Origin of the sequence: Pseudomonas sp. NPDC087803 (genome assembly GCF_044742995.1) — a bacterium.
Classification (GTDB): Bacteria; Pseudomonadota; Gammaproteobacteria; order Pseudomonadales; family Pseudomonadaceae; genus Aquipseudomonas.
On sequence record NZ_JBIUVO010000049.1, the window covers coordinates 1340 to 24957 of the forward strand.

23 protein-coding genes and 1 pseudogene (1 of these 24 cut by a window edge) are annotated in these 23618 nt (G+C 62.2%); 10 read left to right on the forward strand and 14 right to left on the reverse strand.

Annotation, left to right across the window (positions count from 1 at the left end; translation table 11 throughout):
* The 8 genes from ACIOUG_RS20230 to ACIOUG_RS20265 all read right to left on the reverse strand — a co-directional run.
* The coding region (locus ACIOUG_RS20230) for a protease modulator HflK N-terminal domain-containing protein (RefSeq protein ID WP_401068129.1) at nucleotides 1-417 on the reverse strand (417 nt) is incomplete at its 3' end.
* A gap of 96 nt (nucleotides 418-513) precedes the next feature.
* A complete protein-coding gene (gene hflX / locus ACIOUG_RS20235; protein ID WP_003221114.1) occupies nucleotides 514-1815 on the reverse strand; it encodes a ribosome rescue GTPase HflX in 1302 nt (433 codons plus the stop codon).
* Between the two features lie 12 nt (nucleotides 1816-1827).
* Entirely contained in the window at nucleotides 1828-2088 is a 261-nt protein-coding gene (hfq, locus tag ACIOUG_RS20240) for an RNA chaperone Hfq (RefSeq protein WP_003221112.1), read from the reverse strand.
* A gap of 94 nt (nucleotides 2089-2182) precedes the next feature.
* Nucleotides 2183-3154 carry a tRNA (adenosine(37)-N6)-dimethylallyltransferase MiaA gene (gene miaA, locus ACIOUG_RS20245; protein WP_027611415.1) on the reverse strand — a complete coding sequence of 324 codons (972 nt, stop codon included), beginning with the start codon at nucleotides 3152-3154 and terminating at the stop codon, nucleotides 2183-2185.
* Nucleotides 3154-5055: a DNA mismatch repair endonuclease MutL gene (gene mutL / locus ACIOUG_RS20250; protein WP_177325694.1), complete on the reverse strand. Its 1902-nt coding sequence runs from the start codon at nucleotides 5053-5055 to the stop codon at nucleotides 3154-3156. Before mutL ends, miaA begins: the two co-directional genes overlap by 1 nt.
* A gap of 5 nt (nucleotides 5056-5060) precedes the next feature.
* Nucleotides 5061-6440 (reverse strand): N-acetylmuramoyl-L-alanine amidase, encoded by a 1380-nt coding sequence (locus ACIOUG_RS20255; RefSeq protein ID WP_401068186.1) that lies wholly within the window; start codon nucleotides 6438-6440, stop codon nucleotides 5061-5063.
* A gap of 51 nt (nucleotides 6441-6491) precedes the next feature.
* On the reverse strand, nucleotides 6492-6962 hold the full coding sequence (gene tsaE / locus ACIOUG_RS20260; RefSeq protein WP_401068132.1) for a tRNA (adenosine(37)-N6)-threonylcarbamoyltransferase complex ATPase subunit type 1 TsaE: 471 nt from the start codon (nucleotides 6960-6962) through the stop codon (nucleotides 6492-6494).
* Nucleotides 6950-8449 (reverse strand): NAD(P)H-hydrate dehydratase, encoded by a 1500-nt coding sequence (locus ACIOUG_RS20265; protein WP_401068134.1) that lies wholly within the window; start codon nucleotides 8447-8449, stop codon nucleotides 6950-6952. The genes tsaE and ACIOUG_RS20265 overlap by 13 nt, the downstream gene beginning before the upstream one ends.
* A gap of 63 nt (nucleotides 8450-8512) precedes the next feature.
* Here ACIOUG_RS20265 and queG point away from each other — a divergent pair, with 63 nt between their 5' ends.
* Complete coding sequence (gene queG / locus ACIOUG_RS20270; protein WP_401068137.1) at nucleotides 8513-9577, forward strand: tRNA epoxyqueuosine(34) reductase QueG; 1065 nt, start codon at nucleotides 8513-8515, stop codon at nucleotides 9575-9577.
* A 91-nt stretch (nucleotides 9578-9668) separates the two neighbouring features.
* On the opposite strand, the gene ACIOUG_RS20275 is transcribed toward queG, so the two are convergent.
* The gene (locus tag ACIOUG_RS20275) at nucleotides 9669-10280 is read right to left on the reverse strand and encodes a trimeric intracellular cation channel family protein (RefSeq protein WP_064585699.1); all 612 of its coding nucleotides are present in this window, start codon (nucleotides 10278-10280) and stop codon (nucleotides 9669-9671) included.
* 204 nt (nucleotides 10281-10484) lie between these two features.
* Nucleotides 10485-11027: an oligoribonuclease gene (orn, locus tag ACIOUG_RS20280; RefSeq protein WP_003221098.1), complete on the reverse strand. Its 543-nt coding sequence runs from the start codon at nucleotides 11025-11027 to the stop codon at nucleotides 10485-10487.
* A gap of 107 nt (nucleotides 11028-11134) precedes the next feature.
* Here orn and rsgA point away from each other — a divergent pair, with 107 nt between their 5' ends.
* The 4 genes from rsgA (at nucleotide 11135) to ACIOUG_RS20300 (ending at nucleotide 14232) form a co-directional block, all read left to right on the forward strand.
* A complete protein-coding gene (gene rsgA / locus ACIOUG_RS20285) occupies nucleotides 11135-12166 on the forward strand; it encodes a small ribosomal subunit biogenesis GTPase RsgA (RefSeq protein ID WP_401068141.1) in 1032 nt (343 codons plus the stop codon).
* A 211-nt stretch (nucleotides 12167-12377) separates the two neighbouring features.
* Nucleotides 12378-12785: a TIR domain-containing protein gene (locus ACIOUG_RS20290; RefSeq protein ID WP_103485511.1), complete on the forward strand. Its 408-nt coding sequence runs from the start codon at nucleotides 12378-12380 to the stop codon at nucleotides 12783-12785.
* Nucleotides 12786-12787: 2 nt separating this feature from the next.
* Nucleotides 12788-13747 carry a caspase domain-containing protein gene (locus tag ACIOUG_RS20295; protein ID WP_401068145.1) on the forward strand — a complete coding sequence of 320 codons (960 nt, stop codon included), beginning with the start codon at nucleotides 12788-12790 and terminating at the stop codon, nucleotides 13745-13747.
* A complete protein-coding gene (locus tag ACIOUG_RS20300) occupies nucleotides 13747-14232 on the forward strand; it encodes a toll/interleukin-1 receptor domain-containing protein (protein ID WP_027611406.1) in 486 nt (161 codons plus the stop codon). The genes ACIOUG_RS20295 and ACIOUG_RS20300 overlap by 1 nt, the downstream gene beginning before the upstream one ends.
* A 52-nt stretch (nucleotides 14233-14284) precedes the next feature.
* On the opposite strand, the gene motB is transcribed toward ACIOUG_RS20300, so the two are convergent.
* On the reverse strand, nucleotides 14285-15361 hold the full coding sequence (gene motB, locus ACIOUG_RS20305; RefSeq protein ID WP_401068146.1) for a flagellar motor protein MotB: 1077 nt from the start codon (nucleotides 15359-15361) through the stop codon (nucleotides 14285-14287).
* A gap of 3 nt (nucleotides 15362-15364) precedes the next feature.
* Nucleotides 15365-16216 (reverse strand): flagellar motor stator protein MotA, encoded by an 852-nt coding sequence (gene motA / locus ACIOUG_RS20310; protein ID WP_007952169.1) that lies wholly within the window; start codon nucleotides 16214-16216, stop codon nucleotides 15365-15367.
* Between the two features lie 165 nt (nucleotides 16217-16381).
* Here motA and ACIOUG_RS20315 point away from each other — a divergent pair, with 165 nt between their 5' ends.
* From ACIOUG_RS20315 to asd, 3 genes are read left to right on the forward strand one after another with little or no spacing between them, the layout of a single operon-like run.
* Nucleotides 16382-17920 (forward strand): HDOD domain-containing protein, encoded by a 1539-nt coding sequence (locus ACIOUG_RS20315; protein ID WP_401068149.1) that lies wholly within the window; start codon nucleotides 16382-16384, stop codon nucleotides 17918-17920.
* 42 nt (nucleotides 17921-17962) lie between these two features.
* Nucleotides 17963-18796, forward strand: coding sequence for a thiosulfate sulfurtransferase (gene rhdA, locus ACIOUG_RS20320; protein WP_401068152.1), 834 nt, complete (start codon nucleotides 17963-17965; stop codon nucleotides 18794-18796).
* Entirely contained in the window at nucleotides 18796-19656 is an 861-nt protein-coding gene (gene asd / locus ACIOUG_RS20325) for an archaetidylserine decarboxylase (RefSeq protein WP_003221083.1), read from the forward strand. Before rhdA ends, asd begins: the two co-directional genes overlap by 1 nt.
* A gap of 60 nt (nucleotides 19657-19716) precedes the next feature.
* Here asd and ACIOUG_RS20330 read toward each other — a convergent pair whose 3' ends face one another.
* A complete protein-coding gene (locus tag ACIOUG_RS20330) occupies nucleotides 19717-20118 on the reverse strand; it encodes a lectin OAA (protein WP_401068154.1) in 402 nt (133 codons plus the stop codon).
* A 220-nt stretch (nucleotides 20119-20338) separates the two neighbouring features.
* Between ACIOUG_RS20330 and ACIOUG_RS20335 the strand changes: the two genes are divergently transcribed.
* Nucleotides 20339-22093 carry a molecular chaperone gene (locus tag ACIOUG_RS20335; protein ID WP_401068157.1) on the forward strand — a complete coding sequence of 585 codons (1755 nt, stop codon included), beginning with the start codon at nucleotides 20339-20341 and terminating at the stop codon, nucleotides 22091-22093.
* A 135-nt stretch (nucleotides 22094-22228) separates the two neighbouring features.
* Here the strand turns inward: ACIOUG_RS20335 and serB are convergent, their stop codons facing one another.
* Entirely contained in the window at nucleotides 22229-23443 is a 1215-nt protein-coding gene (gene serB, locus ACIOUG_RS20340; protein ID WP_367082786.1) for a phosphoserine phosphatase SerB, read from the reverse strand.
* Between the two features lie 108 nt (nucleotides 23444-23551).
* On the opposite strand from serB, the pseudogene ACIOUG_RS20345 reads away from it, so the two are divergent.
* A pseudogene (locus ACIOUG_RS20345) lies at nucleotides 23552-23618 on the forward strand (AhpA/YtjB family protein) (it continues 1439 nt past the right edge of the window).

The following is a 23618-nucleotide window of genomic DNA, read 5'->3' on the forward strand; positions in this document are numbered from 1 at the left end:
CTGGCCCTGCTTGGTGTAGGCACGCTCGCGCGTGACGTTCTCCATGTACTTCTTGTCGATCGGCGGGAAGTAGATGTTCAGGCCGGGGCCGACGGTCTCGTAGTACTTGCCGAAGCGCAGCACCACGGCTTGCTCCTGCTCGTCGACCACATAGACCGCGCTGTACAGCCAGACAGCCGCCAGCACGACGAGGCCGATGCCGAGCAGACCGCCGAAGCCGCCTCCACTCCTGCCCGAACCACCGCCGTCATCACCACCGCGTTTCTTACCACCACCGAACAACCCGTTCAGGCTTTCCTGCAGCTTTCGGAAGGCCTCGTCGAGATCCGGTGGCCCCTTGCGGTCGCCGTTATTGCGGCGCTTGCCACCCCAAGGATCCTGATTATTCGAGTTGCCACCCGGCTCATTCCAAGCCATAGCGCTCTCCATCTGATAAAGCAAAGACGCACCCACGGCGCGCCGACCAATGCTACAGAATGCCTGCCGTTGCGGCACAACCGCTTTGCCAGGCTTTTATTGCAAAGTGTGTTGCTCGATGAATTCCATCGGCTGCAATCCTTCGCGGCTTACCAGTCGATTCAGCTCGACCCGGGGCAAACGAACGGCCAGCAGGCAGATGCCTTCCTCGTCGTGTTCTTCTTTCTGTACCGCACCGAGTTCGAAGAACTGCGCACGCAGTCGAGCGAACCGTTGCGGCAAGCGCAATGTGCCCACGAACAAATCACTGCCCAGCAACTCGGCAATGGCCTGCTCAAGCAATTCCAGACCCGTGCCATCACGCGCCGACAGCCAGACCCGCTGCGGTTTGCCATCGGCATCGCGCTGGATCTGTGGCTCAACGCCTTCAAGCAAATCGAGTTTGTTGTATACCTCGAGGATCGGCAAGTCCTGGGCTCCGATCTCGCCCAGTACCACCATCACCTGCTCGATCTGCAACATGCGATCCGGTTCGGCCGCATCGATCACGTGCAACAGCAGGTCGGAATTGCTCGACTCTTCGAGCGTAGACCGAAATGCCTCGACCAGCTTGTGCGGCAAGTGCCGAATGAAACCTACCGTGTCAGCCAGAACGATCGGCCCCAGGTCATCCAGTTCCAGACGGCGCAGGGTCGGGTCGAGCGTGGCGAACAACTGGTCGGCCGCGTACACCTCGGATTTGGTCACGTTATTGAACAGCGTGGATTTGCCGGCGTTGGTATAGCCCACCAGAGACACGGTAGGGATATCCGCACGGGAGCGGCCGCGTCGCGATTGCTCGCGCTGGCTGCGCACTTTTTCCAGACGACCCTTGATCTGCCGCAGACGAACCCGCAGCAGACGCCGGTCGGTTTCGAGCTGGGTTTCACCCGGGCCACGCATGCCGATACCGCCACCCTGACGCTCAAGGTGAGTCCAGCCGCGAACCAGGCGGGTGCTCATGTGGTCAAGCTGGGCCAGTTCTACCTGGAGCTTGCCTTCATGGGTACGGGCGCGCTGGGCGAAAATATCGAGAATCAGGCCGGTACGGTCGATCACGCGACACTCGAAAACACGTTCGAGGTTACGTTCCTGACTGGGCGTGAGAATGTGATTGAAAATCACCAGATCGGCCTTCTCGGCATGGACCAGGTCGCGTAATTCCTCGACCTTGCCGCTGCCAATCAGGAATTTGGCGGTTGGCCGATGACGCGGTACGTTAAAAAACGCAACGGTCTCGGCGCCCGCCGAATTAGCCAATTCCTGAAACTCCTGCGGATCTTCGCGCGCCTCAGGGTCCTGACCTTCCAAGTGAACGAGGATGACTCGCTCACCACCACCGTGGCGCTCAAAGAACAAAGGAGACTCCTATCAGGCGTTACCTGGCTCAGCGTCACCTGCATCGGATTCGGTTGCGCTAGGCAGACGAATTGGACGTACTGGCACGACTGTCGAGATAGCGTGTTTGTAAACCATCTGGCTGACGGTGTTTTTCAGCAGGATAACGAACTGGTCGAACGACTCGATCGTGCCTTGCAGTTTGATACCGTTGACCAGGTAGATGGAAACCCCAACTTTCTCTTTACGTAAAGTATTCAAGTAAGGGTCTTGTAGCGAATGCCCTTTTGACATGTGCCGCACTCCTTTAAGGATTCAATAATAAAAATAGGTAATTCAGATGGCTTTGGCCGCCACACCCCCAAGGATAGACGGCAATTGCAAGGACTCAGCTCAATATGGAGATGGTCCCAAGGTATTTCAAGGCGCGTGGCAGATTGTCGCAATCAAGACTGTCCAGCCAGTGCAGTTCTTCCCAGCTGCGCAGCCAGGTGAACTGGCGCTTGGCCAATTGACGCGTGGCAATGATGCCGCGTTCCTGCATTTCAGCTAACGACAGCTTGCCATCCAGGTAATCCCAGACTTGGCGGTAGCCTACCGCACGTATAGACGGCAACCCGGAATGCAGGTCACTTCTTTTACGCAGGGCTACGACCTCGTCGATGAACCCCTGTTCCAGCATATTTGTGAATCTTTGTTTAATGCGCTCGTGCAGTACCTGACGATTTGCCGGGGCAATGGCCAAGTTCGCGACAGTATAGGGCAATTGTTGCCGTCCCGAAGCGGCTGCTTCAGTACTTTGCGCAGATTGTTGCTGACGCAGGGCAGTCATGCTCTGACCACTGACCCGATAAACCTCCAGCGCCCGACTCAGGCGCTGTGGGTCGTTCGGATGAATGCGTGCCGCCGACACCGGGTCGATGATCGCCAGCTGATCGTGCAGGGCTTGCCAGCCAAGGCGTGCGGCCTCTTCTTCGATCTGCGCGCGCACCTCGGGATCGGCCGCCGGCATGTCCGCCAGACCGTCAACCAACGCCTTGTAATAGAGCATGGTGCCGCCGACCAGCAGCGGAATTTTCCCGCGCGCGGTGATTTCAGCCATGGCTTGCAGGGCATCGCGGCGGAAATCCGCAGCCGAATAGGCTTCAGCCGGATCGAGAATGTCGATCAGCCGGTGCGGAAACTCGGCCAGCAATTCTTTGGAAGGCTTGGCGGTGCCGATGTCCATGCCGCGATAGACCAGCGCCGAATCGACGCTGATCAGCTCGCACGGCAGCACCTTGGTCAGCTCGATGGCCAGGTCGGTCTTGCCCGCAGCGGTCGGGCCCATCAGGAAAATCGCTGGAGGAAGCTGGCTCATCAACGACCGCGCAGGAACAGTTTGTCCAGATCGTCCAGGCCCAGTTGGGTCCAGGTCGGTCGGCCATGGTTGCATTGACCGCTGCGCTCGGTGTTTTCCATGTCGCGCAGCAGGCCGTTCATTTCCGGCAGGGCCAGGCGCCGGTTGGCACGGATCGCGCCGTGGCAGGCCATGGTGCCGAGCAGTTCGTTCAGGTGTGCCTGAATCCGGTCGCTGGTGCCGTATTCCATCAGGTCCGACAGCACATCACCCACCAGACGATTGGCCTCGGCCTGCTTGAGCAGCGCCGGAATCTGGCGGATTGCCAATGTTTCCGGGCCCAGACGCTGCAGCTCGAAGCCCAGACGCTGGAACCATGCGGCATGTTCTTCGGCGCAATCGGCTTCACGCTGACTGACCGCCAGTGACTCCGGCACCAGCAGCGGCTGGCCACTGAGACCTTCGCTGGCCATGGCGATTTTCAGGCGTTCGTACATGATCCGCTCATGCGCGGCGTGCATGTCCACCAGCACCAGCCCCTGAGCGTTCTCGGAGAGAATGTAGATGCCCTTGAGTTGCGCCAGCGCGTAACCGAGCGGCGGAATATCTTCCTGACCGGCCGGCAGCGCGTTGGCATTCGCTTCCGGCAACGGCGCGAAGAACTCGCGGTAAGCAGCTTGAGCCTCGGCGGCCGGCGGCATCGCCGATTGCGGACGCGGCGTGTACTGATACTGATAAGCGCCGCCAGCGCTGGCGCCCGACGAAGTATTGAACGCCGGTTGTGCCTGCGGCTGTTCCAGCAGCGCGTTGGCCGCCAGACGCATTTCGCCCTGCGGACCGAACTCGCCCGCCTCGATGCCGGTTGGACGGACCACAGCGGTGGTGACAGAACCGGCGAGTTGATCTTCGGGACGCACATCGCCCAAGGCGCGGTGCAACGTGCCGTAAAGGAAGTCATGCACCATGCGTCCGTCACGGAAGCGCACTTCGTGCTTGGTCGGGTGCACGTTGACGTCCACTGCCGCCGGATCGACCTCGAAAAACAGCGCGAAGGTCGGATGACGACCATTGAACAGCACATCGCGATAAGCCTGACGCACCGCGTGGGCCACCAGTTTGTCGCGCACCGCCCGGCCGTTCACGAAGAAATACTGCAAGTCCGCCTGGCTACGGTTGAAGGTCGGTAACCCGACCCAGCCCCACAGGTGCAGGCCATTGCGCTCAATCTCGATCGGCAGTGCCTGCTCGAGGAAGCCCGAACCGCAGATCGCCGCCACACGCCGGGCGCGGGCCGCGTCATCGTGGGCCTCGTGCAGGCTGAGGATGGTCTTGCCGTTGTGGCGCAGATGGAAGGCCACGTCGAAACGCGCCAGCGCCAGACGCTTGATCACTTCTTGCAAGTGATCGAATTCGGTTTTTTCAGTCTTGAGAAACTTGCGCCGCGCCGGCGTGTTGAAGAACAGGTCGCGCACTTCCACCGAGGTACCGACCGGATGCGCCGCCGGCTGCACGCGAGGCGCCATGTCGCGGCCTTCGGTCTCCACCTGCCAGGCCTGATCGGCGTCGCGGGTGCGCGAGGTCAGGGTCAGGCGCGCCACGGAGCTGATCGACGCCAGTGCCTCACCACGGAAGCCGAGGCTCATCACTTGCTCGAGGTCTTCGAGGTTGCGAATCTTGCTGGTGGCGTGACGGGCCAGCGCCAACGGCAGGTCGTCGGCGGAAATCCCGCTGCCATCGTCACGTACCCGCAGCAGCTTGACGCCGCCCTGCTCGACATCGACGTCGATGCGCTTGGCACCGGAGTCGAGACTGTTTTCCAGCAACTCCTTGATCACCGAAGCCGGGCGCTCGACCACCTCGCCGGCGGCGATCTGGTTCGCCAGCCGGGGGCTGAGCAGTTCGATGCGTGCGGCGTTCAGCACCTGGTTCATTCTTTGGACGCCAGATCGGTGCCGGGAATGGTCAGATGCTGACCAATCTTCAGCTCATCGCTGCTGAGGTTGTTGGCACTGCGCAGCGTCGCGGGCGACACCTGATAACGCACGGCGATCATCGCCAGCGTCTCACCCGGACTCACGCGGTGATCGCGCGGGCCTTGGGCGATCTTGCCGGAGTCACGCAGCCAGGCAATGTAAGTACCCGGTGGCGGGTTCTGCTGGAAGAACTGGCGCACGCCGCTGCTGATCGAACGCGCCAGCGCCTGCTGGTGGCTCGATGCCGAGAGTTTGTTGGCCTCATTGGCGTTGGAGATAAACCCGGTTTCAACCAGGATCGACGGAATATCCGGCGACTTCAACACCATGAACCCGGCCTGTTCCACGCGCTGTTTGTGCAGCGGGGTCACGCGGCCGATATTGGTCAGGACTTTCTGACCGACGTTGAGGCTGGAAGTCAGCGACGCGGTCATCGACAGGTCGAGCAACACGCCGGCGAGCATGCGGTCCTTGTCGTCGAGGCTGACGTTGCCGGCACCACCGATCAGGTCGGAACGGTTTTCGCTGTCGGCCAGCCAACGGGCGGTTTCCGACGTTGCGCCGCGATCAGACAAGGCAAACACCGAGGCGCCGAAGGCGGCCGCAGACGGCGCAGCGTCGGCGTGAATCGAAACAAACAGGTCGGCGCCCTTCTTGCGGGCGATTTCGGTACGACCGCGCAACGGGATGAAGTAGTCACCGGTGCGGGTCAGCTCGGCGCGGAAACCCTTCATGCCGTTGACCTGACGCTGCAGCTCGCGGGCGATCTGCAGCACCACGTCTTTCTCACGCTGGCCGCGCGAGCCGGACGCACCCGGGTCTTCGCCGCCGTGGCCGGCGTCGATCACCACAATGATGTCGCGCTTGCCGGCCGGGGCCGGCGGTAATTTGATCGCCGGTTCCGACGGGCTTACCGGCACTGCCGGCACGGTGGCGACCGACGGCGTCGGGGTCGGCGGTGGCGCGGCATCGGCCGCATTGTCGAACAGGTCGACCACCAGACGGTTGCCGTATTGCGCGTTCGGCGCCAGCGAGAAGCTTTTCGGGGTGACGGCTTTTTTCAGGTCGATGACCACCCGCAGGTCGGTCGGCGTACGCTGGGCCGAGCGCATCGCGGTGATCGGCGTGTTGGCAGTCGAGACTTTCAGCGGCGCCCCCAGGGTGGCGCCATTGATGTCGATCACCAGCCGATCCGGTGCGGTCAGGGTGAAGACGCTGTGCTGCACCGGGCCGCTCAGGTCGAAGACCAGTCGCGTGTTGTCCGGCGCCCGCCACAGGCGCACGCTGTTGACCTTTGTCTCGGCCACAGCGTTGACGGTCACTGCCATCAACATCAGTCCAGCGGCAGCCACCAACGCGCGAAAGCGCATACCTAACCCCATCATTTAATTGGATTCCAATGCCAAAGCGGCACACCAGGCCTCGCCACGCGAGCCCTGGGATAAAATTTTCAGCGAACGCCCGCTGTCTTGCGGGCTAATGGTAATGGTCAGGTCAGGCTTTGGCAAAAAGCCTGCACCTTTATCGGGCCACTCGATCAGGCACAGGGCATCGTCTTCGAAATAGTCGCGGATGCCGAGAAACTCCAGCTCCTCCGGATCGACCAGACGATACAGGTCGAAGTGGAAGGCGCGCACCTCACCGATTTCGTAGGGCTCGACCAGAGTGAAGGTCGGACTTTTTACCGCGCCGACGTGCCCCAAACCGCGAATGATCCCCCGCGACAGGGTGGTTTTGCCCATGCCCAGATTGCCTACCAGGAAAATCAGGCCGTGGCCCTGGGTAACGCGGGCGATCCGTGCGCCAAAGTCGCTCATGGCCTGTTCATCGGCCAGGTACAGGGTTACTTCAGACACGGTGCATGCTCCTCCAACAACTGACGAATGACTGGAATCAGATCACTGGCCGCCAGTCCACGGCCGAATTTACCTTGTTGCGCGCCGGCATTGGCGTGCAGCCAGACTGCCAGGCACGCGGCATCGAAGCCGTGCATGCCCTGCGCCAGCAGCGCCCCGGTCAGCCCGGCGAGTACATCGCCCAGACCGGCGGTGGCCATGGCCGGATGGCCCTGATGACACAGCGCCAGGCGCCCATCGGGATGGGCGATCAGGCTGCCGGCGCCTTTCAGCACGACGACGGCCGAGTATTTTTTGCTCAACGCCCGCGCGGCGGCCGGGCGATCAGCCTGCACCTCGGCGGTACTGACACCCAACAGGCGCGCTGCTTCGCCCGGATGCGGGGTGATCACGCACTCCTTGGGCAGGCTGACAAAATCGCTCGCCAGCAGATTCAGTGCGTCGGCGTCCCACACCTGTGGCAGCGGCGCATTGGCGGCGGCGGACAACAGCGCCCGGCCCCAGCTCGCCTGGCCGAGACCCGGGCCAACCACCAGCACCGAGACCTTTTCCAGCAGCCCCATCAACTGATTGGCCGACGACGTGCCGAGGGCCATGACTTCCGGGATTCGCGTCAGCGCTGCCGGGACATGCTCCGGGCGGGTCGCCAGCGACACCATGCCCGCGCCGCTGCGCAAGGCCGCTTCGCTACTGAGCAGAATCGCCCCGCCAAACCCCTGATCGCCGCCGATCAACAGCAAATGCCCGAAGCGCCCTTTGTGGGCAGCGGGCGCACGCGGAGCCAGTCGCGGAAGATTAGCCGTCGTGAGACGCAGAGCGCTGACAGGAATGTCACGGTAGATGTCGGTGGCGGCTTGCAGATCGTTAAACACCAGCGCCCCGACCTGATCCGCCGCATGCCCGGTGAACAGGCCGAGTTTCAAGGCAATAAAGGTCACGGTAATGTCGGCCCGAACCGCCACACCGAGGATATGCCCGGTATCGGCAGACAGTCCGGAAGGAATATCCACCGCCACCACCGGCAGGCCGCTGGCATTGATCGCCTTGATCGCAGCGGCATACGGCTCACGTACATCGCCGGCCAGCCCGGTACCGAGCAAGGCATCGACGATAATGCCGCGCAGCTCACTTTGCGCGGTCCAGCCCTGCACGGCGACGCCATCGCTCAGTGCCTGCGCATGAGCCTGCGCCGCGTCGCCCGACAAGCGTTGCGGATCACCGACGGCCAGCACCCGCACCGTCCAACCGGCCCGGTGCGCCAGCGCGGCGATCAGAAAACCATCGCCGGCGTTGTTGCCATGCCCGGCCAGCACGGTCATTTGGTTCGCCGACGGCCACTGCCGGACCAATGCGCGCCAGGTCGCGTGCGCGGCGCGCTGCATCAATTCGAAGCCCGGCGTACCCGCAGCGATCAGCCGCGCATCGAGTGCTCGCACCTGCGCAGCGCCATACAGCGCGTCGGGTAATTCATCTTTCGTGTGCGGCATGCGTCTTCGGGCTCCGATGTCTGGCAGAATTATACGCACCTCAGCTCCGGTTTCTCTCGCCTCATGTCCGCCATCACCACAGATCTGCCCGCCCTCGCCCAATCAATCAAGGATTGGGGCCGCGAGCTGGGCTTCCAGCAAGTCGGCATCAGCGGTCTGGACCTGGCCGAGCATGAGCAGCACCTGGAGCGCTGGCTCGCCGCCGGCTACCACGGCGAAATGGATTACATGGGCGCCCACGGCAGCAAACGCTCGCATCCGGAGGAACTGGTCCCGGGTACGTTGCGCGTGGTTTCGCTGCGCATGGACTACCTGCCCGGCGACACGCAAATGGCGCAAATGCTCGCGCAACCGGAGAAGGCCTACGTTTCGCGTTATGCCTTGGGCCGCGATTACCACAAATTGATCCGTAAACGTGTGCAGCAATTGGCCGACAAGATTCAATCCGAGATCGGCCCGTTCGGTTTTCGCGCCTTCGTCGACAGCGCCCCGGTGCTGGAAAAAGCCATCGCCGAGCAGGCCGGGCTGGGCTGGATCGGCAAAAACACCCTGGTACTGAACCGCAAGGCCGGCAGCTATTTCTTCTTGAGCGAACTGTTCGTCGATCTGCCGCTGCCGGTGGACGAACCGCACAGCACTGAACATTGCGGGCGCTGCACCGCGTGCCTGGATATCTGCCCGACCAACGCCTTCGTCGGCCCATACGTGCTGGACGCCCGGCGCTGCATCTCATACCTGACCATCGAACTGAAAAACGCCATCCCCGAAGACCTGCGTCCACTGATCGGCAACCGCGTGTTCGGCTGCGACGACTGCCAGATCGTCTGCCCGTGGAATCGTTTCGCCCGGCCATCCGGGGAAAGCGATTTCAAGCCACGGCACAATCTGGACAACGCCGAACTGGCGGAGCTGTTCCTGTGGGACGAGGACAAGTTTCTCGGCAGCACCGAAGGCTCGCCGCTGCGCCGCGCCGGTTACGAGCGCTGGTTGCGCAATCTGGCGGTCGGGCTGGGCAACGCGCCGTCGAGCATTCCGGTGCTGGAAGCCTTGAAGGCGCGCCGTGATTATCCGTCAGAGCTGGTGCGTGAACACGTCGAGTGGGCGCTCAAACAGCACGGTCAACTGTAGGAGCTGCCGCAGGCTGCGATCTCTTGACTTTGATTTTAAAAGACAAGATCAAAAGATCGCAGCCTGCGGCAGCTCCTACAAAGGGATCGCGTCAAGGCTGATCGTTGTAGACGAACTTGGGCATTTCCCAGTGGAAACGGATCGCCAGCAGTCGCAGCAGAAAACCGCCGAACAAGGTGATCAGAATCGCCTGTTCGCTCGGCACATTCAGGTACAGGCAGAGCATGTAGCACCACGCGGCGGCGAACGAGACGCTGGCGTACAGTTCGCGGCGGAAGATCAGTGGGATGTCGTTGCAGAAGATGTCGCGCAGGATGCCGCCGAACACTCCAGTGATCACGCCGCTGACCGAGGCCACCAGCATGCCGTGGCCCATTTCCAGGGCGGTCATGCAGCCGATCAGGGTGAACGCCACCAGACCGACCGCATCGAGCACCAGAAACAGTGAGCGCAGGTGACGCATCCAGCGGGCGGTGAACACCGTGAGCATTGCAGCGGCCGAGGTCAGCACCAGGTATTCCGGGTGTTTGACCCATGTCAGCGGATAGTGCCCGAGCAACACGTCACGCACCGAACCACCACCCAGCGCCGTGACGCAGGCGATCAGCACCACCCCGAACCAGTCCATGCCGCGCCGTCCGGCAGACAACGCGCCAGTCATGGCTTCAGCGGTAATGGCGATCAGATAAAGCATCAGCAACATGGCGGCGGTCCTGGCAGGAAGGCGCGCAGTCTAGCCATTTCAGCGCCGCACCAGAAGGGGGCGCACTCCGGGATGCATTTCTGACTTGAATCTTACGGGACTCTGACGCCCTCTTCGCGAGCAAGCCCGCTCCCACAGGGGGAACGCATTCCAAATTGTGGGAGCGGGCTTGCTCGCGAAGACGTCAGGGCAGACACCCCTCAATCAGAACTTGATGAAATGCTTGCGGTAGTGCTGCAGCTCGGCGATCGACTCGCGGATGTCGTCCAGCGCCAGGTGAGTGCTGCCCTTCTTGAAGCTGTCGCGCACGTCCGGTGCCCAGCGTGCGGCCAACTCTTTGAGCGTCGACACGTCGAGGTTGCGGTAGTGGAAGTAGCTTTCCAGCGCTTTCATGTGGGTATAAAGGAAGCGGCGGTCCTGGCAGATGCTGTTGCCGCAGATCGGTGACTTGCCCTTCGGCACCCATTTTTCCAGGAAGGCGATGGTTTCGGCCTCGGCCTCGGCCATGCTGATACGGCTGTCACGCACGCGCTGGGTCAGGCCCGAGTTGCCGTGGGTGCGGGTGTTCCACTCGTCCATGCGGGCGAGCACTTCGTCACTGTGGTGAATGGCGATCACCGGGCCTTCGGCCAGGGTGTTCAGGTCACTGTCGGTGACGATGGTGGCCATTTCGATGATGACGTCGTTTTCCGGATCCAGACCGGTCATTTCCAGGTCGATCCAGATCAGGTTCTGCGGGTTTTGCATATTCGGGCTCCTAGGCAATGCTGCGCAGTTTAGCCTAGGCCGGTGCCCGGGCGTGCTAAACTCGCGGCCGTTTTACCTAATCGCTGCATTCTTCAGACGGAACACCCATGGCCAAACGCCAACTCAATCGTCGTCAAAACTGGCGCATCGAAAAGATTCAAGGTGAGCGCGCCGCACGCGCCGCCAAACGCGAGTCCTCGGCGGTCGAAGCCCTCGAGGGCGGCGACCTGGGCCCTGAGCAACACGGCCTGGTGATCGCCCACTTCGGTGTGCAGGTCGAAGTCGAGGCCGTGGACGGCGAACAGGCCGGCGAGGTTTTCCGTTGCCACCTGCGCGCCAACCTGCCCGCGCTGGTGACCGGTGATCGGGTGGTCTGGCGCGCCGGCAACCAGGGCATCGGGGTGATCGTCGCGCAACTGCCGCGCACCACCGAACTCTGCCGCCCGGACAGCCGTGGCCAGCTCAAGCCGGTGGCTGCAAACGTCGACATGATCGTCATCGTCTTCGCACCGCTGCCCGAGCCGCATGCCAACCTGATCGACCGCTACCTGGTCGCCGCCGAACACGCCGGCATCCGCCCGCTGCTGTTGCTGAACAAGTTCGACCTGATCGACGAGCAGAACGCCCCGGCGCTCAACGCGCTGCTGGCGGTGTACCGCACGCTGGGTTATCCGGTGCTGGAAGTGTCCGCACATCACGGCAACGGCATGGAACAGTTGCAGAAGCAGCTCGACGGCCGTATCAGCGTGTTCGTCGGCCAGTCCGGCGTCGGCAAGTCGTCGCTGGTCAACAGCCTGCTGCCGGAAGTCGAAACCCGTGTCGGCCCGCTGTCGGAGCTGTCCGGTCAGGGCACGCACACCACGACCACCGCGCGCCTGTTCCACTTCCCGGGCGGCGGCGAGTTGATCGACTCCCCGGGTATCCGTGAATTCGGCCTGGGCCACGTCAGCCGCGCCGACGTCGAAGCCGGTTTCATCGAGTTCAACGACCTGCTCGGCACTTGCCGTTTCCGCGACTGCAAGCACGATCGCGAACCGGGTTGTGCACTGCTCAAGGCCCTGGAAGATGGCCGCGTGCAGCAGCAGCGGATGAACAGCTACCGCTCGATCATCGCCAGCCTGCCGGAAAACGGCTACTAAACATCTGCAACGGCAGCCCCTCGCCAAGGGGCTGCCGGATGTCGGACCCGCCTGACACATTCCCCGACCGCTTAAACGTCAGACCTTTCTGACAGGCCTGCTCGCGCCTGCTTGCAGGACATTTCTGTTTCCGCGCGCAGACCTTGCGGGCGCCTTCCAGATGCCTAGATTGGGTTGTTCCTTCGCACCGTCGCGACCTTCGAGGAACCCCATGCAGACCTACCATTTGTTCATCAGCCATTCGTGGAACTATGCCCACGCCCACGACAATCTGGTGCGCCTGCTCGGCGCCAAGGCGGATTTCAGTTTCAAGAATTTTTCCGTGCCGCCGCACAACCCGATCATGGGCGCGCAGACCGACAGGCAGTTGGAAGCAGCCATCGAAAACAAGATCCGGCCGTGCTCGGCGGTACTGATCATGGCCGGGATGTATTCGACCTACAGCAAGTGGATCAACAAGGAAATCGAGATCGCCAAGCGCATGGGCAAGGTGATCATCGCGATCAAGCCGTTCGGCGCCGAGCGTATTTCCACGGTAGTACGTGCGGCGGCACACGCCGAATGCGCGTGGAACACCAACAGCATCATCGGTGCAATCCGTCAGCACACGGCGGTGTAAGCATGCGCAAGGGACTGTTTATCGGCATCAACCACTACTCGCACGTTTCACCCTTGAATGGTTGCTGCAACGACGCCATGGCCATGGCGTCCGTGTTGAAGACCGACGCCAATGGCGATCCCAACTTCAAGAACGTAGTACTGACCTCCGCTGAAGACAACCTCGGCCGGGGCAAGCTCGAAGACCAGATCCGCGAGCTGTTCTCCGGCGACTGCAACGTCGCGCTGCTGTACTTCGCCGGGCATGGCGGCTTCGACAGCGACAACGATGAAGGCATGCTCCTGCCGCAGGACTATCGCAGCGCCAAGGACGGCATCCGCATCAGCGACATTCTCAACTGGGCCGCCAAAGCCACGAAAATCAAAAACAAAGTGATCATCCTCGACTGCTGCCAGAGCGGCGCGGCCGGCGAAGTGCGCGCCTTGCGCAGCGAAAGCAGCGTGGTCGGCGAAGGCATGACCATCCTGACCGCCTGCAAAAAGGAAGAGCCGGCCCTGGAAGGTGCGCAACACGGCGTCTTCACCGGTTTACTGTTGCAGGCCCTGCACGGCGGTGCGGCGAACATTCTCGGCAAGATCACTCCGGGCAGCCTGTATTCCTTCGTCGACAACGCGCTCGACGCCTGGGAACAGCGCCCGGTGTTCAAGACCAACGTCTCGCAGTTCATTTCCCTGCGCGAAGTCTCGCCGCTGATCCCCAAGGAGATCCTGCGCAAACTGCCGGAATGGTTTGCCGAAGCCGAATCGACGTTCGCGCTCGACCCCAGCTACGAACCCACCGAGGCCGTGTTCGACCCGGAGCACGGCGAGGTCTTCGCCCAACTGCAAAAGTGCAACCGCCACAGCCTGATCGAACCGGTCGACGCCGAACACATGTATTACGCGGCCATTCACGCCACTGGCTGCCGTCTCACCGCGCTCGGCGCCTATTACCGTGAACTCGCCCTGAAAGGACATTTCTGATGCCCGTATTCATCAGCTACCGCCACATGGATCGCCCACAGGCCATGGCGATCAATGCCCAATTGATGCAGGCCAACATCAAGACCTACCTCGACGTACTCGACCCGGAGTCGCAGACCACCGACGACATCACCGGGGTCATCACGCGCAACATCACCGAATGCACGCATCTGCTGGCGGTGGTTTCAGAGAAAACCGCACTGTCGTGGTGGGTGCCGTTCGAAATCGGCGAAGCGACGATCAGCAACCGGCGGATCTGCTCGTTCCGCACCGGCCCGGCAAAGCTGCCGGAGTATCTGGACAAGTGGCCGAAGCTGAGCACGGCCAGTGATCTGAATTTCTTTATCGATGCCTATCGTGAAGAAGTATCGAGCAAGCGCTCGATGACGCTGGATTCGAGCAACGAATCCTTCAGCGGTACCTATAAGCGCAACGCCGATCTTTTCCATGAACAACTGAAAAACCGGATTCGGCGCGGTTTCTGAGGTCAATCGACAGCCACAAAAAAGCCGACATCACTGTCGGCTTTTTTGTCGGTCACTGCTTCGGCGCGGGGGCCGGTGCAGTGGCTGGCGGAGCAGCTGGCGCTGGCGCCGCTGTCCCCGGCGCGGCCGGTTTCGGTGCGGCGTCGTCGAACAGGTTCAAGCGTTCACGCAACTCGTGCGCCGGTACCGGTTGCTGATCTGCCGGCAGCGCGTTCGGATCGACCGGCGCTGCCGGAGCGGCGCCGTTCTGTCCTTCGGCGGCAGGCTTGGCCGGGTCGGCACCTTGCGAGCCCTCGATCGCGGCCTGGGCCTTTTTGGTCAGCACCACGATGTCGATGCGGCGGTTGACCGGGTTGAACGGGTTTTCCTTGTCGAACAGCGCCGACGAGGCGTAACCCACGACCCGCGCCACTTGCCCGTCCGGATAGCTGCCGGCAACCAGCGCACGCCGCGCAGCGTTGGCACGGTTGGCCGAGAGTTCCCAGTTGCCGAAATCGCCAGTGCCGGTGTACGGCTTGGCGTCGGTGTGGCCGCTGATGCTGATCTTGTTCGGCACCGCTTTGATGGTGTCGGCCATGGCCAGCAGGATGTCTTCGAAGTACGGTTTCAGGCGTGCGGAACCTGAGTCGAACATCGGCCGGTTTTCGGCGTCCATGATCTGGATGCGCAAGCCGTTCGGGGTGATCTCGAACAGGATCTGATCCTTGAACTTCTGCAGCTGCGGGTTCTCGTCGACCTTGTTCTGCAGCTCTTGCAGTAACAGCTCCAGGCGCTCTTTCTCGACCTGCTCGGCCATGCCTTCGACCTGCTCGGTGTCGACCGTGACCTTGTCCGGTTGCGGCTGCGACTTCACCTCAGGGTTGAGGGTGTTTTCCGGCGCCAGGGTCGGCGTGCCGCCCAGGTCGATGATGTACGGCGTGCCGCTTTCGGAGAAGCCGACCGGATCCTTGAAGTAACCGGCGATGGCGATCTTCTGTTCAGGCGTGGCGGTGGACAGCAGCCACAACACCAGGAAGAACGCCATCATCGCCGTGGCAAAGTCGGCGAAGGCGATTTTCCACGCCCCGCCGTGATGCCCGCCGGCTATGCGCTTGACGCGCTTGATGATTATCGGCTGATTATTTTCCATGGCTTAGCGACCGCGAACGGCTTGTTCCAGCTCGGCAAAGCTTGGACGGTGCGCCGGGTACAGAACCTTGCGCCCGAACTCCACGGCCAGCGATGGCGGCATGCCGGAAGCCGAAGCCACCAGCGAGGCCTTGATGGCTTCGTAGACGTTCAGTTCTTCCTTGGCATCGTGCGCCAGGGAATGCGCCAACGGCCCGAAGAAACCGTAAGCCGCGAGAATACCGAAGAAGGTACCGACCAGTGCCGCACCGACGTGCAGGCCGATGGATTTTTGATCGCCTTCACCCAGCGAAGCCATGGTCACCACGATACCCAGTACCGCCGCGACGATACCGAAACCGGGCATGGCGTCGGCAATACCGTTCACTGCATGGGACGGGTGCTCGAGGTCTTCCTTGAGGCTGTAGAGTTCCATGTCGAACAGGCCTTCCAGCTCATGCGGAGCCATGTTGCCGGAGGACATGATGCGCAGGTAATCGCAGATGAACGCGGTCATGCGCTCGTCTTTGAGCACGGCCGGGTACTTGGCGAAGATCGGGCTCGCGGCAGCGTCTTCGATGTCGCCTTCGATGGCCATCATGCCTTCGCGGCGGCTCTTGTTGAGGATCTCGTAGATCAGGCCGAGCACTTCCAGATAGAACGTGTGGCTGAAGCGCGAACTGAACATGCTCAGGGATTTCTTGAGCACGTGCATCGTCATGTAACCGGGGTTGGCCTGCAGGAATGCACCAAGGGCCGCACCACCGATGATCATCACCTCGAAGGGCTGGATCAGGGCGGCAATTTTGCCGTGGGAGAGCACGTATCCGCCGAGCACGCTCGCGAATACGACGATGATGCCGATAATTTTAGCCATAGGTAGAAAGTACTTACTGAGTCGGGTTCAAGGTCATATTCGGAAGTTAAAAAATCTCTTCTTCTACTTATCGGCAAAACTGCGCCAGACTATAGCCAGTTCAGGCGAAAAGCCAATTTAGCCCATGCCGGGCGCGTCTACAGTCAGTGAAGATCCCGTCCAGACATGGCTAATGAAACGAACGTCCCACACGCAAAACCGACCACGCTCGAGGGCTGGGTCAAGCTGCTCGATGGCGTGCGCCTGCCCGTGCCGCAAGAGGCGCACGACAAGGTTTGCCGGGCGATCCGCGACAACCGCAGCTCGCTGCGCGATATCGCCGATCTGATGCAGGACAGTCCGGCGCTGGCCTTGAGCATCATCCGTGAGGCTAATCGTCACACCCACGGCACGATGGCCGCCGCGGCGGAAAATCTCGAGGTGGCGATCAACCGTCTGGGTCTTGCGCGTACCGAAGAATTGCTCGCGCGCCTGCCCGTCGAACCGCAGATGCAGATTCCCAAGGCCCTGCGCCAACTGCAGATGATCAGCCAGCACGCCACGCAACAGGCCAACGGTTTTTTCGCCAGTCGCCTGGCGCGGCTGTGGCAGGACATTCACTGGGGCAGCCTGTTGTTTCTCTCGCCGTTATGGCCGCTGGCGCTGACGTTTCCCGGATTACTCGAAGAGTGGGAACTGCGGGTTATCCACAAGGGCGAATCGGCGCGTACCGTCGAGAAGCAACTGTTTGGCGTGCGCCTGCTGAAGATCGCCGAGGCGCTGGTGCAAGTCTGGCACCTGCCGATCTGGGTGCAACAAGGCTATAAGTTGCTGCTCAGCGAACAGCGCGAACTGGTGAAAGTGCTGCGCATCGCCCGCGACAGCGAGCATCCGCTGCGCCAGCAGAATCGCCTCGACGATGACCCTACCCTGCGCCGTTGGCTCAACCAGCCGGCCAACACCGTGTTGCTGGCCAACGGCCTGGCGCTGTCGGCGCAACAGGCCTGGGACAGTCCGCACAGCGAGCGCTGGCAGTACCTGACCAGCCTTTATCTGCAAATCTCGATGGACGAAGTGCAGCAGCAGTTGCACCAGCAAGCGGCCAACAGTGCGCGCCAGCATGCAATACCCGATCTGTGGCACCCGGCCGTTTCATTATTATGGCCGTGGGGCACCCATCGGTTGCCGGCCGGGATGCTGCCGGCGGCCGCGCCGAGTGCCGAGGATCTGACGCAGTGGCGCCGGCAATGCGCCGAACTGCTGGCCGAGCCGAGCCGCTTCACTAACGCCATGAGCCTGACCGTCGCCGCCCGCGATGCGCTGGTGGCCAGCGGCATGCGCCGGGTGATGATTCTGATGGCCGACCGCACGCAATCGAATCTGCGCGTGCACCAGACCTTCGGTTTGCCGAAGGAAGCCGCCGCGCTGAATTTTGTCGTCAGTCAGAGCAAGGTTCTGCAACGCTTGCTCGCGCAGCAGGCACAGGTGCGGATCAACCCCGAGAACAACGCACAATTCTCCGCCCTGCTGCCGCAAGGCCTGCGCACGCTGTTCCGTGGTGAACATCTGTTCCTGCGCTCACTGGTCAATAACGGCCGGGTGATCATGATCGTCGTCGCCGATCAGGGCGGCGGGCCGTTCGCCGACATCAGCGTGCAGGCTTTCGGCAAAACCGCGCAGTGCATCGAAAAGGCCCTGCACAGCTTTAGCAGCCGCGGCCGATGAGGCTGCGCTACAATCCCCCCCTTTGTGCTCTGGAGACCTCACATGTCTGACTTCTCTGGCTTGCCGCTCGTCATCGAACCGAGCGACCTGCTCCCTCGGCTGGATGCCCGCGAACTGATTCTGGTGGACCTGACCAGTGCCGCCCGCTATGCCGAGGGCCACCTGCCCGGCGCACGCTTTGTCGACCCCAAACGCACCCAGCTCGGCCAGCCGCCGGCGCCGGGGCTGCTGCCGGCCAAAGCCGATCTGGAGGCGCTGTTCGGTGAGCTGGGGCATCGCCAGGACGCGGTCTACGTGGTCTATGACGACGAAGGCGGAGGCTGGGCCGGGCGCTTTATCTGGCTGCTCGACGTGATCGGTCACGACAAATACCACTACGTCGACGGCGGTCTGCCGGCGTGGCTGGAAGCGGGCATGCCGATGTCGATCCAGGTGCCGCCTGCGGTGGGCGGCCCGGTAGCCCTGACCCTGCACGACGAGCCGACCGCGACCCGCGAATACCTGCAAAGCCGTCTCGGCGCTGCCGATCTGGCGATCTGGGATGCGCGCGGACCGCTGGAATATTCCGGCGAGAAAGTGCTGGCCGCCAAGGCCGGACACATCCCCGGTGCGGTGAACTTCGAGTGGACCGCCGGCATGGACAAGGCGCGTCAGCTGCGGATTCGCACGGATATGCCGCAGATCCTCGACGACCTCGGGATCACCAAGGACAAAGAAATCATTACCCACTGCCAGACCCATCACCGGTCGGGCTTCACTTATCTGGTGGCCAAATCCCTCGGTTATCCGCGGGTCAAGGGCTACGCCGGTTCCTGGGGCGAATGGGGCAACCACCCTGATACGCCTGTCGAGATTCAAGGTTCTAAGGACAACTAATGAAAGAGCGTCTGTTTATCCTCAGCCAGTACCTGCTGCCTCATCACTTGCTGTCGCGCCTCGCCGGCTGCGTTGCCGAGTGCCGCGTGCGCTGGTTCAAGAATGCTTTCACCCAGTGGTTCGCCAAGCGTTATCAGGTGGACATGTCGCAAGCGCTGGTCGAAGACCTGACCGCCTATGAGCACTTCAACGCCTTCTTCACCCGTGCCCTGAAAGACGGCGCGCGGCCACTGGACCAGACCCCGGGCGCGATCCTCAGCCCGGCCGACGGTGCGGTCAGTCAGCTCGGCCCGATCGAACACGGTCGCGTGTTCCAGGCCAAGGGCCACAGCTTCAGCGTGCTGGAACTGCTCGGCGGTGACGCGGCGAACGCGGCGCCGTTCATGGGCGGCGACTTCGCCACCATTTACCTGTCGCCGAAGGATTACCACCGCGTGCACATGCCGCTGGCCGGCACTCTGCGTGAGATGGTCTACATCCCGGGCCGGATTTTCTCGGTCAACCAGACCACCGCGGAAAATGTTCCGGAGCTGTTCGCCCGCAACGAGCGCGTAGCGTGCATTTTCGACACCGAGCGCGGGCCGATGGCCGTGGTGCTGGTCGGCGCAATGATCGTCGCGTCGATCGAAACCGTGTGGGCCGGTCTGGTCACCCCACCGAAGCGCGAACTGAAAACCTTCCGCTACGACGAAGCCGCCCGTGCGCCGATTCATCTGGAAAAAGGCGCAGAACTGGGGCGTTTCAAACTGGGTTCGACGGCGATCGTGCTGTTCGGCCCGGACCAAGTGAAGTGGGCTGAAGAATTGGTGGCGGGTTCACCAGTGCAAATGGGCCAGGCCCTGGCACTGCCGACTGCCTGAGCCGGCTGATCCGCCCTTTCACACGTCTGTGAAAGGGCGGACACGACCTGGGAGGCGCCGTTACTCTATCTGCCCACGGAAGCCGATTGGCCCTTCGTTGGCGTAGGTATTGGTGCCACTGAGGTTTTTCCCTCCATCGCTGGAAGTGACGCTCAACGCGACGACGTTCTGATTGTCCCGTCCACCGATCACCCACTTGCCGCCCGGATGCCATGGGGCATCATTGCCACCCCACTGGTTCTCGACGTTGTATTGATTCTGACCGGTGCGCTGCGCCTTGAAGCCAATCGGGCCTTCGCCGGCGTAAGTCATGGTGCCGGTGAAGCTTTTGCCGTCATCGCTCGACTTGATCTCGATAGCGACGACTTGCTGGTTGTCCCGCCCGCCCAATACCCAGGTTCCACCCGGATGCCACGGTGCCGAACTACCACCCCATTGATTTGCCACTGCATATTTAGACATGAACCTCATCTCCTTGAAGTTTCGGGAGACCTGCCCGAGGTTGACGGCAGGCCGTGCAACCGTGCGTTTCCGATCGCACGCCTGAGAGACTAGTAGGGCTTGTTGAATGGCAACCGGCCAGCAGACCAGCGGTCAAAAAGCCTGACGTCATCCAGCGAAACGGACCACAGCTGCTAGAGTTCTCTGAGTTGCCTATTTCGCCGCTGGAGCCAGTCACGGCATGAGTGAGTCACGCCCCCAACCCTCCCTGCGCGCCCCGATCCCGACGCAAACGCGCCTGTCTTTCTGCGAAGCCACCCCGCGCGATCTGAAGCGCTGGATCGCCGGCCTGCCCAAGGCGAACATCGGCGAAACCGCCCGCCAGTTGTATCAAGGCCTGGGCGAACTCAACCAATTGCTCACCCCCAGCGACAATCGTCTGCAACTGCTGGAGTTGCTGCGCCCCGAAGTGTATTTCGTCTGCCAGCATCTGGAGCGGCACTTCCTGCATCAGGCGATAATGCTCGATGACCGCTCGCGCAAGATCAGCAACCTGTGTCAGGCGCTGCAAAGTCAGCTGGCCATCGGCTACAAGCAGATCGTTCTGCGCATTACCCCCAAGTACCAAAAGGATCGTGCGGCGCTGGTCGGTCAGGCTCTGCAACGGACCGCGCATGCACTCAAGGGGCAACTGCTGCGGGCGACGCAGCTGTATAGCCCGCCGCCGGAACATCTGTGGTTCGAGCTGCATCAGTTGTATCGCTGCGCCTGCGCCTTGCAGTTGCAACAGCGCCGGGTGCACGACGATCTGGCGAGCCTGAGCAGTGAACTGAGTCTGGAACAGACCTACATCGCCGCCCTGCTGCTGGGCAGCGCCCGCTGCAATCAACTGCGGCAGAACCAGATCGCCCGGCTGGGCGAAGTGCTGGAGCCGTGGAGTGCGCTGCTCAAGTTGCATCCCGGCAGTCCGCAGGATGGACTGTTCGCCATCAGCGCCGAACTGGACGCCGGGCCGCGCTACCGCAGCATGTTTCGCCAAGAACAACAGGGCGCATTGCTGGGCTTCGATCCGCAACCGCTGGTGAACGTGATCGAAGCGCATTTAATGCAACAGGAGACGTCGACGCCGCTGCCCGTCCCGGCAGGACTGAGCCTCGATACCCTGCAGCATTTGCACGCCAGCTGGGGCCAGGCCGCCGAACGCAGTTTTCAACGCACCGTCGGCCAGGGCAGCCTGACCGTGTGTGTCGGCATGAGCGCCCTGCACTTTTATCTGGGTGGCGAACGCAGCTTCAGCGAACTGCTCAAGCACCCCGGCGCGCGCGCGGCGAACTTCAGCCGCGCCGTGGTCCAGGGCGAAAAGGACAGCTGGAGCCAGGCCTTCGACGCCGCCCCGCAGAGTGCGGCTGAGGAGTTGCTGCCGTACGAAGAAATCCAGTACGACCATTTGGGCGAAGACGACAGCAACACCGACAGCCCTCCGCACTACCCGACCTACACCTTGCCGGTGATCAACCACAGTCCCGGCGGCTATTGCCTGGCGTGGCCGAGCGACGTGCCCGGCGAGTTGCAGGCCGGGGAAATGGTCGGGATTCAGGACAGTGCGCATCAGGGCTGGAGCATTGCGGTGGTGCGCTGGATTCGTCAGGTACGCGGCAGCGGCCCGCAAATGGGCATCGAGCTGGTGGCGCCACACGCCGAACCCTGTGGCTTGCAACTGGTGCGCTCGCGAGACGATCACAGCCACTATCTGCGCGGTCTGTTACTGCCGGAGATCAGCGCCATCGACTTGCCGGCAACCTTGCTCGCCCCGCGCTTGCCGTTTCAGGAAGGCAATAAAGTGCTGATCAACACCCACGGCGAAGAACACCGCGCCGGGCTGGATCGACGGGTGGCAAGCACGCACAGTTTCAATCAGTTTGCCTATCGCTCGCTGGAGACCGCGCGCAATGGCGGGGGCGAGGAGGATTTCGATTCGTTGTGGAAATCGCTTTAAAGCTTTAAAGAAACTGTGGCGAGGGAGCTTGCTCCCGCTGGACTGCGCAGCAGTCCCACTCTCTTGAGTTAAAGAGCGGGGCCGCTTCGCGCCCCAGCGGGAGCAAGCTCCCTCGCCACAGAGGCCGTCTCAGGCTCAGAGTTGCCCGTCGCGATCGCGGAAGCCCAGCAGATACAGCACGCCATCCAGCCCCAAGGTGGAGATCGCCTGCTTCGCCGACTGTTTGACCAGCGGCTTGGCGCGGAACGCCACACCCAGGCCGGCAATCGCCAGCATCGGCAGGTCATTCGCGCCGTCGCCCACGGCAATGGTCTGCTCCAGACGCAAGCCTTCCTTGTGCGCCAGCTCCTTCAGCAGATCCGCCTTGCGCTGCGCATCGACAATCGGCTCGATCGCCACGCCGGTGCACTTGCCGTCGACCACTTCCAGTTCGTTGGCGAACACATAGTCGATGCCGAGCTTGGCCTGCAACTGCTTGGCGAAGTAAGTGAAGCCGCCGGACAGAATCGCGGTCTTGTAGCCCAGGCGTTTGAGTTCGGCGAACAGGGTTTCCGCGCCTTCGGTCAGGCGCAGCGAGGCGCCGATCGAGTCCAGCACGCTGACGTCCAGACCTTTGAGCAGGGCCAGACGCTCCTTGAAGCTGGCGCGGAAGTCCAGTTCGCCGGCCATCGCGCGCTCGGTGATGGCCGAGACTTGCTCGCCGACGCCGGCGGCCTTGGCCAGTTCGTCGATGACTTCGGCTTCGATCAGCGTCGAGTCCATGTCGAACACCGCCAGACGGCGGTTGCGACGGAACAGCGAGTCTTCCTGAAAGGCGATGTCGACGTTGAGCTCCTGGGCGACGCTGAGGAATTCGGCGCGCAGGGCCTGCGGATCTGCCGCTTCACCACGCACGGAGAACTCGATGCAGCCCTTGCCCTTGTCCGCCGGAGTGTCCAGCGGCATGCGACCCGACAGACGGTCGATATGGTCGATGTTCAGGCCATATTTGGCGGTGATCGAGCTGACAGCCTGCAATTGGCCGGCGGTCACTTTGCGGGTCAACAGGGTGACGATGTGGCGCTTCTTGCCCTGATTGCCCACCCATTGCTGGTAATCCTCTTCGGATACCGGGGTAAAGCGCACCTGCTGCTCCAGTTCGTAGCCCTTGAACAGAATGTCCTTGAGCACGGCCTTGCCTTGCTCGGAGTCGGGAATTTCAACCAGGATGCCGAACGACAGGGTGTCGTGGATCACCGCCTGACCGATGTCGAGAATGTTCACACCACCTTGGGCCAGAACACCGGTAATGGCCGCCGTCAGACCCGGACGGTCGACTCCCGTGATGTTAATCAGGACGATTTCGCGCAACGCGCACCCCCGCAACTGGAAAAAAACCGCATTCTACCCACTTTCAGTGACCATCGGGCACCGCGGGCGCCTTGGGGGTGGGGGGCGGGGGGACTGTGGACCGGGCGTATTTGGGGGCAGTGTTGGGGGCGGCTAGGGTCGGGGCCGTGGCCGGCGCGGGGGGCGCGGGGCCCGC